Origin of the sequence: Dactylosporangium sp. NPDC050688 (assembly GCF_040654515.1) — a bacterium.
Classification (GTDB): domain Bacteria; phylum Actinomycetota; class Actinomycetes; order Mycobacteriales; family Micromonosporaceae; genus Dactylosporangium.
The window spans coordinates 1-15,990 of the sequence record NZ_JBFAIC010000006.1; the positions used below are offsets into that span (position 1 = coordinate 1).

The window sequence follows — 15,990 nt, forward strand, 5'->3', positions numbered from 1 at the left end:
CGCGGCACGTTCATGCACGCCTGGGTCAGACCCGCGTACTGCGAGGTGGAGGAGTTGGTGACGTCGACCTCGGTCAGCGCCACGTCCACGCCGAGCGCGGCGAAGCTGGACAGCGTGGTCTGGAAGTTGCCCGGCAGGGAACTACCGCCGGTGAAGTGGGTCTGCAGCCCGACGCAGTCGATCGGCACGCCCCGGGACTTGAAGTCCTGGATCATCCGGTACACGCCCTGCGTCTTGGCATACGACCAGTTCTCGATGTTGTAGTCGTTGTAACACAACTTCACCGACGGGTCGGCGTTGCGCGCGGCGCGGAACGCGGCCTCGATCCAGTCGTTGCCGGTGGCCTGCAGGTTCGACTGGCGGCGGCTGCCGTCCTCGTTGAACGCCTCGTTCACCACATCCCAGTACGCGAGCTTGCCCCGGTAATGACCCATCACACCGTTGATGTGATCGATCATCGCCTGCCGCAGCGTGCTACCACTGATCCCACCCCACCACGACGGCTGCTGCGCGTGCCACGCCAGGGTGTGCCCACGCACCTTCATCCCCCGCTGGGTCGCCCAGTCGTAGATACGGTCACCGGCGCTGAAGTTGAACTGACCCCGCTGCGGCTCGGTCGCATCGGGCTTCATCTCGTTCTCAGCCGTGATCATGTTGAACTCACGACCCGCGATCGTCGTGTACGTCGAATCGCCGAGACGGCCCGCGGCGATCGCCGTGCCGAAATACCGGCCCGACTGCGCCGCCGCCGCGCCCAGCGTGCTGGCCGCCGCGTCCGCCGACGGCATCATCACCGCCGCGACCCCGACCGCCACGACCGCGACCACACCGGCGGTCAGCGCCCTGATGAGGGTGGGTCGTCTCCGCCGGGTCCCGCCACGACGGGTGGGAGGTTCTCCAGCCACCTTCGTCTCCCTTACTTCCGGTAATCAATGCATCGCGTGAGCGCTAACATCCTCAACCGGGCGGTGACCTTGACACGCCGGGGCGGCCGGCATCAGCGAGCGCCTGGCGGAACGTTCGCACCTCGGAGCGCGAGGCTTCCAGAACGGTCCCAAACATTCAAGACAGCCGACACAGACTTCTTCCGGAAAACCGGCCGATATCGTGTCGCTGCCCCATGTTCACCCAGGCCACGCCGCTACCAGGTGCGGCGGAACGAAATGGGAAGCTCCGAAATTTTCAGCCGCGACTCGACGGAGTGGTCATCCATAACAGTTTCTGGACAAGCAAATTTGGCGCCCATTTCCGGGCGCGCGAATGGGTTTCGAAAATGTTGACGCCGGCAGCGTCGCCAATCACAATTCATTCCCGCCCCCGAGCGCATCTCGCAGCACCGGCCCAGCGATGCAGAGGGGTCTCCGCGGTGCCGGGTGGTCGCCTACGATCTGGCCATGTCGCGCGCCTGGAGGGTCACCCTCACCCTCTTCGCCGCCGTCGAGTTCGCCGGCGTGCTGGCGTACCTGTGGCTGCCGATCGCGCCGGTGGCGCTGACCCCGGCCGGCGTCCGCCTGCGGCTCTCCCGGCGCGGCCGGGTCATCCCCTGGGACGACCTGGCGCCGGTGAGTGTGACGACGCGGAGCGAGCTCCCCGGCGGGTACCGTCGCAGGATGATCGATGAGATCCGCCGGCTCGCCGCCGAGGTCGACACCACCGCGCTGTGCGACGTGGCCGAGGACGTCCGGGTCATGTCGCCGGCGCTGCGGTGCCGCTCGGCGAATCCCGTCCTGTGCGGCCCGGCCGTCACGGTCCGGTGCCGCGACGACTTCTTCGGCGTGATCCAGGCGATCGAGCTCGCGCAGGCCGGTGACGTCCTGGTGGTCGACGGCGGCGGCCGGGAGACGGCGCTGGCCGGTGAGCTGTTCGCACGGGTCGCGCTCGGCAAGGGCCTGGCCGGGATCGTCGTCGACGGCGGCTACCGCGACCTGCGGTTCGTGGCCGGCTGCCGGTTGCCGATCTACAGCCGGCACGTCACCCCGAAGGCCGGCACCACGGCGAAGCCCGGCGTCCTCGGCGCCACGGTCAGCTGCGGCGGTGTCCCGGTCGCGCCGGGCGACATCGTCATCGCCGACCACGACGGCATCGTGGTGCTCGACCCGGCCGCCGCCGTCGCCCGGCTCACCGCCGCCGCCCAGGTGATGGCCACCGAGGCGCAGGTCGCGGAGCGCCTCGCCGCCGGCGCCACCCTCGCCGACGTGCTCAACACCGCGGAGCACGCCGACCGCCTGGCCCGCGGCGAGCCGTCCCGCCTGCGCTTCACCTTGTGACGCCCCCGGTGTCAGAGTTCCCGCACCTGATGCCGCCAAGGGCACGGACCGTGCCTGAGCAGTTCCGCCTGTGACGCATCTCGGGTTACGTCGGGGCTCAGGTCAGGGGCCCCACCGCCGAGTACCCTTTTATGGAGATCGACGAGGCACTCGTCCGGATGCGTCGCAACCTGGAGTGGGCCGGCATCATCAGCCGGTCTGCGGCGGTGCTGTGGATCGTCGCCGACCTGGCGTTGGTTCCCTCGGCGGCGGGCAGGTCGATGGCCGTCGGGATCACCGCGGCGTTGGCCGAGGTTCTGATCAACATCCTCGGGGTGTACGCCTTGCGGTCGGTCGGCCGCCGGCGGTACCCCCTCCTCAGCGCCGTCCTGCTCACGCTGGACACGGCCGCGATCATCGCCATGGTGTTCGCCTCGGCGAACGGGCCGGACCCGGTGTTCTGGCCGGTGCTCATCATCCCGATCATCGTCGGCGCATACCGGCACCAGCTGTCCGGCGCGCTGCTGGTGTTCGCGGCCGAGGCGACCGCAGGCGTGCTCCTCTACGTCTTCTCGCCGCAGATCATGGGCCACCGGATGGAGAGCGACCTCGTCAGCATCGCGCCCGCCCTGGAACTCATCGTCGCGCTCATGACCGGCCTGCTGTCCCGGGCGCACCGCAACCATCTCGACCAGCTCGCCGCCGCCCGCGCGGCCCTGCGCGAACAGGCACGAGAACTGCGCGAGCAGGCACTGCACGACCCACTCACCGGCCTCGGCAACCGCCATCTGTTGCACGAGCACGCACGGACGGCGCTGCGCCCCGGCCCGCCGGCCTCGGTGCTGGTGCTCGACCTGGACGGGTTCAAGGAAGTCAACGACACATTCGGCCACGCGGCCGGCGACGAACTGCTGCGGGTCACGGCGGAGCGGCTGCTGGCCGAGGTCCGCGACCAGGATCTGGTGACCCGTCTCGGCGGCGACGAGTTCGTCGTGCTGCTGCACGACACGGACACCCACCGGGCGCGCGAGGTCGCCGCCCGCCTGCGCACCGCCGTGACCGCCGCGATCCAGCTCGTCGCGGGCACCGTGTCGGTCGACGTCAGCATCGGCGTGGCATCGACCCGCGACGGCGACCTGGACGCGCTGATGCGTGTGGCGGACGCCGAGATGTACCGGGTCAAGTCCGCGCACCACCTCCTGCAGGACCCGCTCGGGCCGGCGGCGACCGCGGCCGCTGCCTGGCGTCCTGCGGTGCGAGCCGGCAGTCCGGACCGCAGCTCACACTGAGCGTCACGGTCGCCGGCGACGACATCGAGCTGCTGCAGCTCACCATCGAGGGCCCGGTCGTCGCGGCTGCGACCGGGCCGCCGCCGCGCACCGCAGTCTTCTGCCTGCCCGCCCGCCGAGGATTCAGGGCTGGACCCCACGGTGCGGTGTGCCTGCATACCGCCGTCGTCATGGGCCACATATCCGCAACGCCCTGCGCGCCCACGCCATGGACCGATGGCCCGCGGATGTGGTCCACCCGCCGCGACGCGGTTCGAGCCCACCTGGCCCTGCCGCTGGGCGTTTACGTCACCGCCCGTCGACGCAACCGCGACATCTCCATCGGCGACGGCCGCAGACTGCTGCTCAGCCCAGATGGCCCTCATCAAACGCCGCGGTGGGACGACGGAGCCGGCCGTGTCACCGTGGGCCGGACGTCCGGACGGGTGTGCGGGCACGCCGCTGGAGGCAGCGGACGTCAGCGGCCGCTGGCCGCGCCGGCGCGGGCGTCGAGGACCGCGGTCATCGTCGCGGCCGGCGCGGGCCGGGCGAACAGGTACCCCTGCGCGTAGCGGCACTGCAGGTGCTCGAGCAGCACCGCCTGCTCGGCCGTCTCGACCCCTTCCGCGGTCACCTGCAGATCGAGCTGGTGCCCGAGATCGATGATGGCCCTGGTGAACGCGGTGGCGGCGGGCTCCTGCGTGGTCCCGGCGGCCGGCAGGAGGCTCTTGTCGATCTTCAGGATGTCAACGGGCAGGTGGCGCAGCGACGCCATCGACGAATAGCCGGTGCCGAAGTCGTCGATCGCGATCCGCACGCCGTGCTCGCGCAGGCGGGTCAGGCACCCGCGGACGTCGGCGCTGCCGGTACCGGTGAGCAGCATCGACTCCGTCACCTCCAGGACCAGTGCCGCGCCGGGCAGGCCCGCGGCCGCCAGCGCGTCGAGGACGGTGTGGACGAAGTCGCCGTGCGCCAGCTGCGCGCCGGAGATGTTGACCGTGACCGAGACAGCGTGCCGGTGGTACCAGCCGGCCGTCTCCAGCAGCGCGCGACGCAGCACCCAGGCACCGATGGGCACCATGAGGCCGGTCTCCTCCGCGACCGGGATGAAGGCCGGCGGCGGCACTGCCCGGCCGTCGCGATCGGTCCATCGCAGCAGCGCCTCCACCGCCACGCAGCGGCCGCTGTGCAGCTCGACGATGGGCTGGTAGTGCACCGCGAACGCCTCCGTGGCCAGCGCGTCGCGCAGGCCCGCCACGAGCTGACTGTGCGCCAGCCGCTCGGCGCGCAGCTGCGGGGTGAACAGCCTGGCGGTGTTCTTGCCGGCGTGCTTCGCCGCGTAGAGCGCCAGGTCGGCGTCGCGCAGGACGTCGCCGGCGGTGCTGGCGCCGTCGGTCACGACCACGCCGACGCTGGTGCTGACGTGCAGGAGGCGCTCGCCAGTCGAGTACGGCAGCCGCAGCGCCGTGACCATCCGCTCGGCGAGCCCGGAGGCGGTGACCGGATCGGTGTCCTCGACGAGCACGGCGAACTCGTCGCCGCCGAGCCGGGCCACGGTGCCGGCGGCGGCGACCACGTCCCCGAGCCGCTGGGCGACCTCGACGAGCAGCTGGTCGCCGACCGGGTGCCCGAAGGTGTCGTTGACGTCTTTGAACCCGTCGAGGTCGCACATCAGCAGCCCGACCCCGGCAGGACGCAGGCTGAGCGCCGCCTCGAGGCGCTCGGTCACCAGCGCGCGGTTGCCGAGCCCGGTGAGCGGGTCGTGCAGCGCACGCCGGGTCAGCTCGGCCTGCAGTGTCTGCTGGCGGCGCAGGGCGGCGTCGAGGGCGGCACTGCGGGTGGCGAGTTCGGCCGCCCGGGTCTGGGCCAGCCGGGCCACCAGCACCAGCCGGACGATGAGCAGGACCGACAGGACCGCGACGACGCTGGCCGGCACGAAGCGGTCCGCGGCGCACCCCGGTGACGACGGCGACGACCGCAAGGGCGACCGCGGCGAGGTAACAGCAGCGGCACCTGCCTGTACGCCTCACCGTCGTTCCACCGGCAACTCGGGTATCAGCCACGCCCCGGCGAGTTTGTCTTCCAGCTCGCGCCGCCGGAGGATCTGCCGCGGCTGCGGGCGTGGCTCAGGCAGCCGGACCGTGGCGGGCGGACCGAGCACCGGCTGCGGCATGGAGCCGGGGACTGGGTGTGGGTCGAGACGGTGCTGCACCCGGCAATCCTGACGGAGTTCGACGGCGCACTGGTGCTGTCCTCCCGCGTCATCAACGACCGCAAGCGGCTGGAGAGCGAGCTGCACCACCGGGCGTTCCACGATCCGTTGACCGGTCTGGCCAACCGTTCCATGCTCGACCAGCGGCTCGCCGACGCCCTCGTGGCCGACCGCAGCGGTGGCGTCGGTCTGCTCTTCTGCGACCTGGACGGGTTCAAGGCGGTCAACGACCGCTCCGGACACCAGGTCGGCGACGAGCTGCTGTTGCAGGTGGCTGCCCGCTTCGCCGGCTGCCTGCGCCCCGATGACACCCTCGCGCGCTTCGGCGGTGACGAGTTCGTCTTCGTCCTCGACGACGTCGACGAGCTCGCCGACGTCCTCACCGTCGGGCAACGCGTCCTGCGCGCCCTCGAGGACCCGTTCACCGTCCGGGGCGAGCGGGTGACGATCACGGCAAGTATCGGCGGCGTGCTCGGCGCACCCGGCTTCGCGACCCCGAACGACATGCTGCGCGACGCCGACGCCGCCATGTTCACGGCCAAGGACCGCGGCCGGGGCCGGATCGAGGTGTTCGACGAGGCCGCGTCGCACCGGGCGGTGGACCGGCTGGGCATCCGCTCGGACCTGCCGCACGCCCTGGGCCGCGATGAGCTCTCGGTGCACTACCAGCCGGTGTTCGACCTGGCCACGGGCGTGGTCACCGGTTTCGAGGCATTGCTGCGGTGGACGCATCCCGAGCGGGGCATGATCCCTCCGGACCTGTTCATCCCGATGGCCGAGGAGACCGGGGTGATCAGCGCCATCGGCGAGTGGGTGCTGCGGGAGGCGACGGCACAACTCGCGACGTGGCAACGCCGCATGCCAGGTCGTCCCCTCACGATGAACGTGAACCTGTCGCCGACCAGTTGCGGCAGCCGGATCTCGCCGACCGGATCCTCGACGTGATCCGCCGGGCCGGCGTCGCGCCCGGCGACGTGTGTCTCGAGGTCACCGAGAACGGGTTCGTCCGGTCCGATGTCACCGAGCTCGCCCGGGCCCTGCACACCGCCGGCGTGCAGTTCGCGCTCGACGACTTCGGCACGTCGTACTCGAATCTCGGGCACCTGCGGTACTTCCCGGTCAAGGCGATCAAGATCGACCGGTCGTTCGTCACCGGGCTGACGCCCGAGAACTGTGAGCTGAGCATCGTCAGAGGCATCACCGCGATGGCCGCGGCACTGGGCCTCGACGTGGTCGCCGAGGGCATCGAGGCAGCGGAGCAGCGCGCCGCGCTGGTCAGGCTCGGCTGCTCACACGGGCAGGGCTACCTGCTGAGCCGGCCCGTGCCGGCCGCGGAGGCCGCCCGGCTGCTCGATGAGGCCTCGCCCTTGCCCGCCGCCTGACGGGGGCCGCCCGCACACCGGTCGACGCGCGTCTTGACGCCTCCCCACTTCGGCGAAACACTGTTTCTTTCAGCGAAACAGATGGGGGACACACGTGTGGTCGATCATCGTCGTGGGTGCCGGGCCGGCCGGACTGGCGTGCGCCATCACCGCCGCCGACGCCGGGGCGCGGGTGCTGCTGCTGGAGAAGGCGGGCGACGTGGGCGGTGCCCTGCCGTACTCGGGCGGCCACCTCTCCGCGGGCGGCTTCACGCTGCAGCGGGACCGGGGCATCACCGACGACCCGGAGCGTCACTTCGCCGACATCCACCGCATCAGCCGCGGCACCGGACGCGAGGACCTGACCCGCCGGTCGCTGCACGAACAGCCCGCCGTCCTGGAGTGGCTGTTCGACCACGGCTTCACCCCTGACCCCGGTACCCCCCGCATCGTGTACGGGCATGAGCCGTACCTGACGCCGCGGACCGTCCACGCCGCCGACTCCCCCGGCGGGCCCGCGATCCTGTCCGTGCTCCGTCCGCTCCTGCAGGCCCACCAGGCCGCCGGCCGGGTGGACCTGCGGTGCGGGGTCCTCGTCCGCGACCTGCTCACCACCGGCGGCGCGGTCACCGGCGTGCGGACGGCGGACGGTCAGCGGCTGCACGCGCCGTCGGTCGTCCTGGCCACCGGCGGCTTCGGCTACGCACCGGACCTCTTCGCCGAACTCGAGGGCGCGCCCCTGACCACGTCGGCGGCGCCGACCGCGACCGGCGACGGGCTGGTCATGGCCCGGGCGATCGGCGCCGGCCTGCAGGGGCTCGGTCGCTACATCCCGACGTTCGGCGGTCTGCCACCGGTCGACGGCGACCTGCGGGTGGACTGGACCCATCGGCCGCACCTCGTGGCGCCGGAGCGGCCGCCGTGGGAGATCTACGTCGACCGGGCGGGCCGGCGGTGGGTCGCCGAGGACGAGCCCAGCATCGACCGGAAGGAGCGGCTGCTCACCACCGTCGACCGGATGACCTTCTGGATGGTGTTCGACGCGCGGGCATTGCGCGAGTCGCGGCCGATGGTGCACGGCTGGAGCCCCGACGACCTCGCCGCCGCGTGCGGCCGCCGCCGCGGTGTCCACAGTGGAGCCGACCTGGCGTCGCTCGCCGAACGTGCCGGGATCGACCCGGACGGCCTGCGGGCCACCGTGCGACGCTACAACGACGGCGTGGCCCGGGGCCACGACGCGGACTTCGGCCGCACCCACCTGCCGGCCCCGCTCGCCGAGCCGCCGTTCTACGCGATCGAGAACCATCCCGTCACGCTCATCACCTTCGCCGGTGTCGACGTGGACACCGACCTGCGGGTCCGCCACGCCGCCGGCCGGACGATCCCCGGCCTGTACGCGATCGGCGAGGTCATCGGGTCGGCCGCGGTCAACGGCAACGCGTTCTGCTCCGGCATGTGCCTGACCCCCGCGCTCGCCTTCGGCCGGCTGGTCGCCCGGCACCTCACCGGCGGGAGCCGGTGAGGCCGGCGGTCCCCGTCGCCGCCGCCCGCCGTCCGCCCCCGTCTCAGGGGCGTCTCAGGAGTGCGTGAAGGCGTAGCCCTCGGCGCGCAGCTTCGCCGACGACACCGGCACGACCGGGGTCCTGATCTCGGCACGGTAGGTCAGGTCGGGCCAGCCCTCCGCGGCGCAGATCGCACCGAACACCTCGCGGTTCGTGGGCGGGACGACCGCGTCCGGCACGGCGTTGTACACCCCGGCGAGGCCCGCCTCGACCACCAGCTCCAGCGCGGCGGCCGCGTCCCGGTAGTCGATGCGGTACAGCAGCGCGTCCGGCGCGAACGGCACGCTGCCACCGAGCAGTTCGTGGGCCATCTTCACCCGGGACGGGTAGTCGAGGTCGCGCGGATGCCCGTACACGTCGGGGATGCGCACCACCGCCCCACCCGGCGCGGACAGCACGGCGCGCTCGGCGGAGATGAAGTTGCGCGGCGACGCGTCGTCGTCCTCGGTCAACGGGCTCGACTCGTCGATCACGGCACCGGTGCCGGCCCCGTAGACCGACACGGAACTGGTGAACACCACCCGCGGGTGCACCCGGGCCACGGTCGCCGCCGAGGCGGTGAGCGTGTCGGCATACTCCCGGACCCGGTCGCGGGCGTCGAACGCACGGCTGATCCGGGGACTGACGGTCAGCACGACCGCGTCCGCGTCGCGGGTCGCCCGCTGGACCGCGGCCTCGTCACTGCCGCGCAGCACCGCGACGTCGGCGCAGACCGTGCCCACCTCCGCGACCCGCTCGGCGGACGTGGTGGTCCCGACGACGTGGTGCCCGGCCGCCGACCAGCGCCTGGCCAGCTCCATCCCCACGTTGCCACATCCGATGACGACGTACCGCATCAACGACCCCCTGAGAATGGAAACAGTGTATCCATCTTGGGCGGCGCGGCGGCCCGGGGCAAGGGCCACCCGCGGTTGATGTATCGGCCGCGGGGCTCCACGCTCAGGCGCCCGGGTCGGCCTGCCGGGCCAGCCAGTCGGTGACCCGGGTGATGAGGGCCGGGTCGACGGGCTGGCGGATCTCCTTGCGGTAGGCCCGCAGGGAGGCGGGTCCGGGCTGGACGCGCAGCAGGTGGGACACGTCGGGCGCGAGCCAGGTCTGGACCGGGCCGGGCACGATGGCGGCGATGCGGGTCAGGTCGTCCGGGTTGGCCTGGAGGTCCTTGCTGCCCGTGATGGCCAGCGTCGGGACGGTGAGCCGGGTGAGATCGGTGGCCGGGTCGTGGTCGAGGAACTCGCGCAACCAACGGGCGTTGAGGCGGCTGGCGCCGATGCGGGCGGTGTCGGTGGTGGTCCGCCGGATCCGGTCGTGATTCTTGCGCACGCTGGCGACGAGGTCGACGCGCAGCAGCCGCAGCAGCGCGCGGACCGGCGGGGGGATGGAGGCGGGCAGCATGGTCGCCTGCCACCGCAGCGTGACGTCGCCCGGGGTGGCCGAGCAGGCCAGCAGGACGACACCGCGGGGCGCCGGGCGGTCCGGACCGGCGAGCGCCGAGGCGGCGACCTCCGCGGCCAGGATCGCGCCCTCGCTGTGACCGACCAGGAACACGGCGGCCCGGTCGACCTCCGGCCGGCCGGCCAGCGCGTCGAACGCCGCCGCCGCGTCGGCGGCGTTGTCGTGCAGCCCGACCCGCATCCATCCGTCGGGCCGGTCGGTGCTGCCGTCGCGCCGTAGCCGGGAGGCGGCCACGCCGCGCTTGTCGTACCGCAGGCTGGCGAACCCCGCCGCGGCGAGGGCGCCGGCCAGTTGAGCGGTGACACCGAGGCGCATCCGGCCGTGGTTGCTGTCCCGGTCGACGGGGCCGGACCCGGCGATCAGCAGGACGGCCGGGAAGGGGCCCGGGCCTGCGGGGATGGTGAGGGTGCCGGCGAGGTCCCGGTCCGGGCCCGGGAACCGCACGTCGAGACGCTGGATGCCGGTCCCGGCCGACGCCGTGGTCACGCCGGGTCCTTGAGCCGGGCGGCGAGGTCGGCCGCCTGCGGGGTGGAGACGAGCACGGCGACCCAGCGCTGGTCCCGCAGCGTGACCCGCACGGCCGGCTCGCCGCCACGGACGGCGACGAACTCGCGGCCCTTCCGGGTCCACATCGTCGCCAGCAGGCGCCGCTTGGGGATCTGCAGCCCGGGCGCACGCAGGCCACGCGCGGCGGCATAGCCGTCGGGCAGCAGCTCCACCTCGGTGATTGCGGCGCGGGGCACGCGGACGTCGCCGTGGAGGGCCAGCACGTGCTCGGCGGTGGTCAGTTCAATGGCGAGGAACTCGTTGTCGACGGTAGCGGTGGCCATGACCAATACGTTACCGTTATTGGGAACGTTGTCAACTCTGGAAATGGTCGAGTGCGGAGGACCACATGGCGTCATCGGCGGATCTGTTGCTGCACCCGGTGCGGTTCCGGATCGTGCAGGCGCTGCTCGGGGAGCGCGAGCTGACCACCGCCCAACTGGGTGAGGCGCTGCCGGACATCGCCACCACGACGCTGTACCGCCATGTCGCCATGCTGGTCGACGCGGGGGTCCTGCGCGTGGTGCACGAGCGGCGGGTCCGCGGCAGCGTGGAGCGCACGTACCGGCTCACGGTGGAGGCCGCCTCGGTCGGCGCGGAGGACGCCCGGACGATGAGCGTCGAGGAGCACCGGCAGGCGTTCACCACCTTCGTCGCCGCGGTGCTCGGAGACTTCGACCGGTACCTGACCCGGGACCAGATCGACCTGGGCGCCGATCTCGTCGGGTACCGGCAGGCGGCGCTGCACCTCACCGACGACGAGATGCGGGAGTTTCTGGCCGAGCACCGGGCACTGCTCGCCCGATGGCTCGAAGTGCCGTCGGCGCCTGACCGGACCCGGCGCCTGATCACCAGCATCGTCATGCCCGCCGATTGAACCGCGAGCGACATCGAGGCACGCCATTGATGGTCGGCGGAACACGGTGTGCAATATATTGCATGCCGGTCCCTGAGCGCCTCGGTGTCGTTGCCCGTTCCTTGTTGCGCGACGACGCGTTCCGGGCGATCCGGGACGCGATCGTCGACGGCACCCTGGCCCCCGGTGAGCGGCTCAATGACGGTGATCTCGCGCAGTGGCTCGGCGTCAGCCGCACCCCGGTGCGCGAGGCGCTGGCCCGGCTCGAAGAGGCCGGCCTGGTGCGCACCAAACCCGGCCGCTACACCATGGTCAGTCCGCTGGACCTGCGGGCGCTGCGCGGCGCCCAGTCGGTGACCACCGCGATGCACGAGCTGGCCGTGCGCGAGGCGCTGCCCAACCTGTCCGCCGCCGAGCTGGATGCGATGCGCCAGGCCAACGCCCGGTTCGCGGCGGCGTTGCGGGCCAACGATGTCGACGCGGCCCTCGCCGCCGACGACGAATTCCACGGTGTGACGGTGGCGGCCTCCGCCAATGCGGCGCTGCGATCAGTGCTGGAGCAGTTCACGCCCGCGCTGCGGCGGGTCGAGCGGCTGCGGTTCTCGTCGCTGACCGGCCGCGGCTCGGTTGCCCAGCACGAGCGCATCATCGCGCTGTGCGAGGCCGGCGACGTCGAGGGCGCGGTCGCCGCGACCCGGACCAACTGGCAGACGCTGGCGCACCTGCTGGAGACCGCGGTCGACGAGGACGAGCACGGATCTGACGAGGGCTGACGTGGAGCTCTTCGGCCGCGAGACCGAGCTGGGTCGCATCTCCTCGTTTCTCGAATCGGTGCGGCGTGGCGGTGACGTGCGCCTGGTCCGCGGTGAGCCGGGGTCGGCAAGTCCGCGCTGCTCGCCGCCGCGGCGGAGCTCGCCGCCGCGGACGGGATGCGGGTGCTGCGCGCGTCGGGTTCACAGTTCGAGGCGGACATCAGTTACTCGTTTCTCAACCAGTTGCTGGTTAGCACTCCGGACCGGCACGAGCGGTCCGGAGCAGGTTGTGAGATGGGCCCCACCGGGCCCCGCGCTCAGCGGGTCCTGGTGGGGCGGGACGGTGCGTACCAGGTCATCGAGTCCGGGCCCCGCTCGAACACGTGGACCATGGCCCGGTGCACGGCGATCTCGTCCGGCGGCCCCGCGTCGGGCCAGTTCAGGTGGGCCGCCAGCCGCGGGTCCGGCGCCAGGCCGTACTGCTCCAGGTAGAAGGCCACGGCGTCGCTCCAGACCCAGGTGCCGTCGCTGCGCAGGTGCCGCGGCACCACGGCGCCGGTGTGCGGGGCGAGCACGTCGGTCATGCCGCTGCTGGACCAGACGAGCACAGGCGCGGCGCGCAGTGCCCTGAGCAGCCACAGCCGGGCACCGGGATCCGCGACGACGGGCCGGCTGGGGGCGAACCACGGGATGCCGGCCTCGTCGGCGCCGTCGAACACCGGTGCGACGGCGACCGGCGCCGGCGGGCGGTCCGCCCAGAGCAGCGCGCCACAGCAGCGGGCCAGCGTCTGGTAGTACAGGCGGTGGAGCATGTCCCGGCTGGCCCGGTACACCTCCGCCTGGCCGTTGTGGTCACCCGCGGCGGCCAGCACCGCCCGCACCGCGCCCGCAAGCGCGGGCAGGTGACCGGCGGCCGGCGTCACGGCGAGCACGACGACCCGGACCGGGGCGTGCCAGGCATGGGAGCCGGCCGGCATGCGCCAGGCCCGCCACAGCGCCCGCACCCCGGCGGTGTCCCGGGCGAAGGCAACCAGGGCCCGGTCCACCGGGTCGAGCTCCTCCTCATCGGCGCCGGTCAGGTCCAGTGGGCGCGCCAGCGCCGGGTCCGGCCCGAACCGGGCACGCTTCGAGGCCGGCTTCGGCGCCGACCCCCGGGCGGGCGCGGTGGCGGGCCTCGTGGTGGGCTCTGTGGCGAGGGTCGACTGGAACAGCCACGGCGCCGGGTGCCGCTCGCCGCGGACCTCGTCGAGCGCGGCGGCCAGGGCAGGATCGCCGCCGCCGCCGGGCGCGCCGGTGCGCAGCTCCGCACGCAGCAGGTCGATCTCGTCGTAGGCCAGCGGCAGCGGTTGTGCCAGCGCCTCGAACGCGACCGCCCGCACGGCCTCGCCGCGCAGGCCCGCGGCCAGCCGGTCCCGCGCGGCGGTGAGGACCGGGTCCGGCAGGTGCCCGGCCAGCCGCAGCAGCAGGCTGTGCAGCGCGTCATCGGCCGCCACGCGGCCGTCCGGCGGCACGGGAACGGCCCGCTCGGGTGTCATGTCCGTCATGGGGTCCATCGCGACGCCCGGTCCCCTCCCCCGCCGGCCGAGCCGCGGGTCGTGGACGGCTACTTGTGTCGCCACCACGACTCCCGGGACTCACGGTCGAACGTGCGGAACACGGTGTTGACCTGCCGGCCGTGGGTGACCATGCCGGCGTACCAGGTGCGGGCGACGAAGTTGAACGGGCCCATGTCGATCGGGCCCGCCTCGGCGGCGTGCTGCACGCAGTAGTCGAACACGTCGCGGCAGAAGTCCAGCACGACCTGCCGGCTGCCCCCGGCCAGGCCGGCGTTGAGCAGCTGGGTGCCCCGGTTGGCGGACATGAAACGCAGCAGCGTCTCGCTGCCGCCGTGGTGGTACACCATCCACGGGATGCACAGCGGGGACGGCTCGTCGCCCAGGTAGAGGCGGTCCTCCATCTCCGGGAACGGGTCGCGCAGCATCTCCACGTCGGTGCCGTCGACGCACCACACCCGGTCGATCTCCGGGTGGTCGCGCAGGTACCGCCAGTAGCACAGCCAGCGCTGGAAGTAGGGTGAACCCCCGGCGGCTGCGGGGACACGGACGTGGGTGACCAGATCGGTGTCGGGCTCGTCGAGGCAGTCGTGCAGCACCACGAGCCGGCGCCCGTGCTTGGCCAGCGACGCCCGCAGCTCGGCCAGGTGGGCGTAGTCCGCCGTCCATGCCGCACCGCGCTGCGGGTCCGGCTGTGCGGTCAGATAGGTCGTCAGCACCACGCCGGCCGACGGATCGACCGGACGTTCGCGGAACTCGCGGTACTCGGCCGACGTGCGGCTGGCCTCGTAGCGGGTCTTGAGGTCCCGGATGAGCGTCATGCGCTCCCGGGCCGGCACGCTGGAGGGGACCGTGACGCGTTCGTCGCAGCTGTGGATCAGCTGCTCGCTGCCGACCACGTCGGCGAAGCGGAACGAGGTCAGCCCGGCGTTGTAGATCCGGTTGGACAGGTCCACGTGCTCGTAGCCCCAGCGGCCGTACCGCACGTCGTAGCCGCCGACCTCGTCCAGCACCCGCCGGTGCAGGTAGAGCATGCAGCCGCGCGGGTGCGAGTAGGCCTTGAGCTCGGCGTCGCGGTACAGCTCCACCGAGTCGTACAGGGGCCCGGCCGGCGTGTCGGTGAAGATGTACATCAGGTGCGGCTCTGGGCTGTTGATGTACGGCTGCTCCCACCCCTCGGCGACCGGCCAGCAGTCGTCGTCGAACAGGAACAGGTGGGTGCAGCCCTGCGCGACCAGTTCTTCGAGGCACTTGTTCTTGGCCCGGGCGATACCCACGTTGGTCTCGAACCGGTAGGTCGCCTCCTCCACCGGCTCGTCGCTGGCGTCGTCGACGATCACGATCGCCGCGCCACTCGGCGCGTACTTGCGGATCGCCTCCAGAGCCTGGCGGAAGACCGGACCCCGGTTGTGCGTCGTGATGCCGATACCGACCTCGGGAAAGCTGGCTGCCGTCATGCGCACCTCCTGTCTATCCAACGGTGGGGGGCAGGGCCGGAGTTCACCGCGGCGCCAGACGGTAGGCAAACGGCGCCGCGCCGGTAGGGATAACCCTCACCCAGATGGGGAGAGAACCCCGCGTCAACTGACGGGTGTGCACTGTGTCACACGGCGCACCGGACCGGCATTGTCAAGGCATGACGACGACCGTGCTGCACAACGGCGAAGCCGACCGGGACCAGCGCCTGCGCGACCTGGTGGACAGCTACCGCGAACCACTGATCACGTACGCTCGCCGGCTCACCGGCGGCGACCCGCACCGCGCTGAGGAGGCCGTACAGGAGGCCTTCGTCCGCGCCTGGCGGAACCTGGACAAACTCACCCCCGACAAGGGTCCGGTGCTGGGCTGGCTGCGCCGCGTGGTGCACAACCTGGTCATGGACGGGTACCGCACCCGCAGTGCCCGCCCGACCGAGGTGACGCTCGAACACGCCGCCGAGGTGGCCCTCGACGACCCCGCCGGGAACGTGGACACCCAGGTGCTGGTGGAGCAGATCCTGGGCGAGCTGTGGCCGCAGCACCGCGCCGCGCTCATCGAGGTGTACCTGCACGGGCGCAGCACGGCCGAGATCGGCGCGTCGCTCGGGCTGCCGGTGGGGACCGTCAAGAGCCGGGTGCACTACGCCCTGCGCGCCGCCCGGCGCGTCATGGCCGACCGCGCCCCCTGCCCCGTCTGAACTGCG

13 protein-coding genes and 2 pseudogenes are annotated in these 15,990 nt (G+C 72.3%); 8 read left to right on the forward strand and 7 right to left on the reverse strand.

The window, feature by feature from the left end:
* On the reverse strand, window positions 1-815 hold an 815-nt coding region (locus tag AB0H83_RS08095), incomplete at its 3' end, for an endo-1,4-beta-xylanase (protein ID WP_360089322.1).
* A gap of 579 nt (window positions 816-1,394) precedes the next feature.
* Between AB0H83_RS08095 and AB0H83_RS08100 the strand changes: the two genes are divergently transcribed.
* Together AB0H83_RS08100 and AB0H83_RS08105 are read left to right on the forward strand one after the other, a co-directional pair.
* Complete coding sequence (locus tag AB0H83_RS08100; protein ID WP_360088788.1) at window positions 1,395-2,267, forward strand: RraA family protein; 873 nt, start codon at window positions 1,395-1,397, stop codon at window positions 2,265-2,267.
* Window positions 2,268-2,398: 131 nt separating this feature from the next.
* Entirely contained in the window at window positions 2,399-3,535 is a 1,137-nt protein-coding gene (locus AB0H83_RS08105) for a diguanylate cyclase (protein ID WP_360088791.1), read from the forward strand.
* Between the two features lie 457 nt (window positions 3,536-3,992).
* Here AB0H83_RS08105 and AB0H83_RS08110 read toward each other — a convergent pair whose 3' ends face one another.
* Window positions 3,993-5,450 carry a bifunctional diguanylate cyclase/phosphodiesterase gene (locus AB0H83_RS08110; protein ID WP_360088794.1) on the reverse strand — a complete coding sequence of 486 codons (1,458 nt, stop codon included), beginning with the start codon at window positions 5,448-5,450 and terminating at the stop codon, window positions 3,993-3,995.
* Window positions 5,451-5,759: 309 nt separating this feature from the next.
* On the opposite strand from AB0H83_RS08110, the pseudogene AB0H83_RS08115 reads away from it, so the two are divergent.
* Window positions 5,760-7,108 (forward strand): annotated as a pseudogene (locus AB0H83_RS08115) (EAL domain-containing protein).
* A 94-nt stretch (window positions 7,109-7,202) separates the two neighbouring features.
* Window positions 7,203-8,609, forward strand: coding sequence for an FAD-dependent oxidoreductase (locus AB0H83_RS08120; protein ID WP_360088797.1), 1,407 nt, complete (start codon window positions 7,203-7,205; stop codon window positions 8,607-8,609).
* Between the two features lie 54 nt (window positions 8,610-8,663).
* Here AB0H83_RS08120 and AB0H83_RS08125 read toward each other — a convergent pair whose 3' ends face one another.
* From AB0H83_RS08125 to AB0H83_RS08135, 3 genes are all read right to left on the reverse strand, one after another.
* Window positions 8,664-9,485: an NAD(P)-binding domain-containing protein gene (locus tag AB0H83_RS08125; protein ID WP_360088800.1), complete on the reverse strand. Its 822-nt coding sequence runs from the start codon at window positions 9,483-9,485 to the stop codon at window positions 8,664-8,666.
* Between the two features lie 103 nt (window positions 9,486-9,588).
* Window positions 9,589-10,587: an alpha/beta hydrolase gene (locus tag AB0H83_RS08130; protein ID WP_360088803.1), complete on the reverse strand. Its 999-nt coding sequence runs from the start codon at window positions 10,585-10,587 to the stop codon at window positions 9,589-9,591.
* Window positions 10,584-10,931, reverse strand: coding sequence for a hypothetical protein (locus AB0H83_RS08135; protein ID WP_360088806.1), 348 nt, complete (start codon window positions 10,929-10,931; stop codon window positions 10,584-10,586). The genes AB0H83_RS08130 and AB0H83_RS08135 overlap by 4 nt, the downstream gene beginning before the upstream one ends.
* A gap of 65 nt (window positions 10,932-10,996) precedes the next feature.
* On the opposite strand from AB0H83_RS08135, the gene AB0H83_RS08140 reads away from it, so the two are divergent.
* Both AB0H83_RS08140 and AB0H83_RS08145 read left to right on the forward strand, forming a co-directional pair.
* Complete coding sequence (locus AB0H83_RS08140) at window positions 10,997-11,524, forward strand: helix-turn-helix domain-containing protein (RefSeq protein ID WP_360088809.1); 528 nt, start codon at window positions 10,997-10,999, stop codon at window positions 11,522-11,524.
* Window positions 11,525-11,586: 62 nt separating this feature from the next.
* Entirely contained in the window at window positions 11,587-12,276 is a 690-nt protein-coding gene (locus AB0H83_RS08145) for a GntR family transcriptional regulator (RefSeq protein WP_360088812.1), read from the forward strand.
* Between the two features lie 296 nt (window positions 12,277-12,572).
* On the opposite strand, the gene AB0H83_RS08150 is transcribed toward AB0H83_RS08145, so the two are convergent.
* Entirely contained in the window at window positions 12,573-13,799 is a 1,227-nt protein-coding gene (locus tag AB0H83_RS08150; protein ID WP_360088815.1) for a hypothetical protein, read from the reverse strand.
* Window positions 13,800-13,858: 59 nt separating this feature from the next.
* On the reverse strand, window positions 13,859-15,265 hold the full coding sequence (locus AB0H83_RS08155; RefSeq protein WP_360088818.1) for a glycosyltransferase: 1,407 nt from the start codon (window positions 15,263-15,265) through the stop codon (window positions 13,859-13,861).
* A gap of 93 nt (window positions 15,266-15,358) precedes the next feature.
* On the opposite strand from AB0H83_RS08155, the pseudogene AB0H83_RS08160 reads away from it, so the two are divergent.
* Window positions 15,359-15,448 (forward strand): annotated as a pseudogene (locus AB0H83_RS08160) (CxxxxCH/CxxCH domain-containing protein); the annotation flags it as partial.
* A complete protein-coding gene (locus AB0H83_RS08165; protein WP_360088821.1) occupies window positions 15,445-15,984 on the forward strand; it encodes a sigma-70 family RNA polymerase sigma factor in 540 nt (179 codons plus the stop codon). The pseudogene AB0H83_RS08160 and the gene AB0H83_RS08165, both read left to right, overlap by 4 nt.
* Window positions 15,985-15,990: the final 6 nt, after the last annotated feature.

What these genes read in the sequence shown, in the direction of transcription:
- AB0H83_RS08125 (WP_360088800.1), bottom strand. Translation starts at nt 9,485, where the DNA reads ATGCGGTACGTCGTCATCGGATGTGGCAACGTGGGGATGGAGCTGGCC.
- AB0H83_RS08165 (WP_360088821.1), top strand. Translation starts at nt 15,445, where the DNA reads ATGACGACGACCGTGCTGCACAACGGCGAAGCCGACCGGGACCAGCGC.
- AB0H83_RS08105 (WP_360088791.1), top strand. Translation starts at nt 2,399, where the DNA reads ATGGAGATCGACGAGGCACTCGTCCGGATGCGTCGCAACCTGGAGTGG.
- AB0H83_RS08155 (WP_360088818.1), bottom strand. Translation starts at nt 15,265, where the DNA reads ATGACGGCAGCCAGCTTTCCCGAGGTCGGTATCGGCATCACGACGCAC.
- AB0H83_RS08100 (WP_360088788.1), top strand. Translation starts at nt 1,395, where the DNA reads ATGTCGCGCGCCTGGAGGGTCACCCTCACCCTCTTCGCCGCCGTCGAG.
- AB0H83_RS08140 (WP_360088809.1), top strand. Translation starts at nt 10,997, where the DNA reads ATGGCGTCATCGGCGGATCTGTTGCTGCACCCGGTGCGGTTCCGGATC.
- AB0H83_RS08135 (WP_360088806.1), bottom strand. Translation starts at nt 10,931, where the DNA reads ATGGCCACCGCTACCGTCGACAACGAGTTCCTCGCCATTGAACTGACC.
- AB0H83_RS08145 (WP_360088812.1), top strand. Translation starts at nt 11,587, where the DNA reads ATGCCGGTCCCTGAGCGCCTCGGTGTCGTTGCCCGTTCCTTGTTGCGC.
- AB0H83_RS08150 (WP_360088815.1), bottom strand. Translation starts at nt 13,799, where the DNA reads ATGACGGACATGACACCCGAGCGGGCCGTTCCCGTGCCGCCGGACGGC.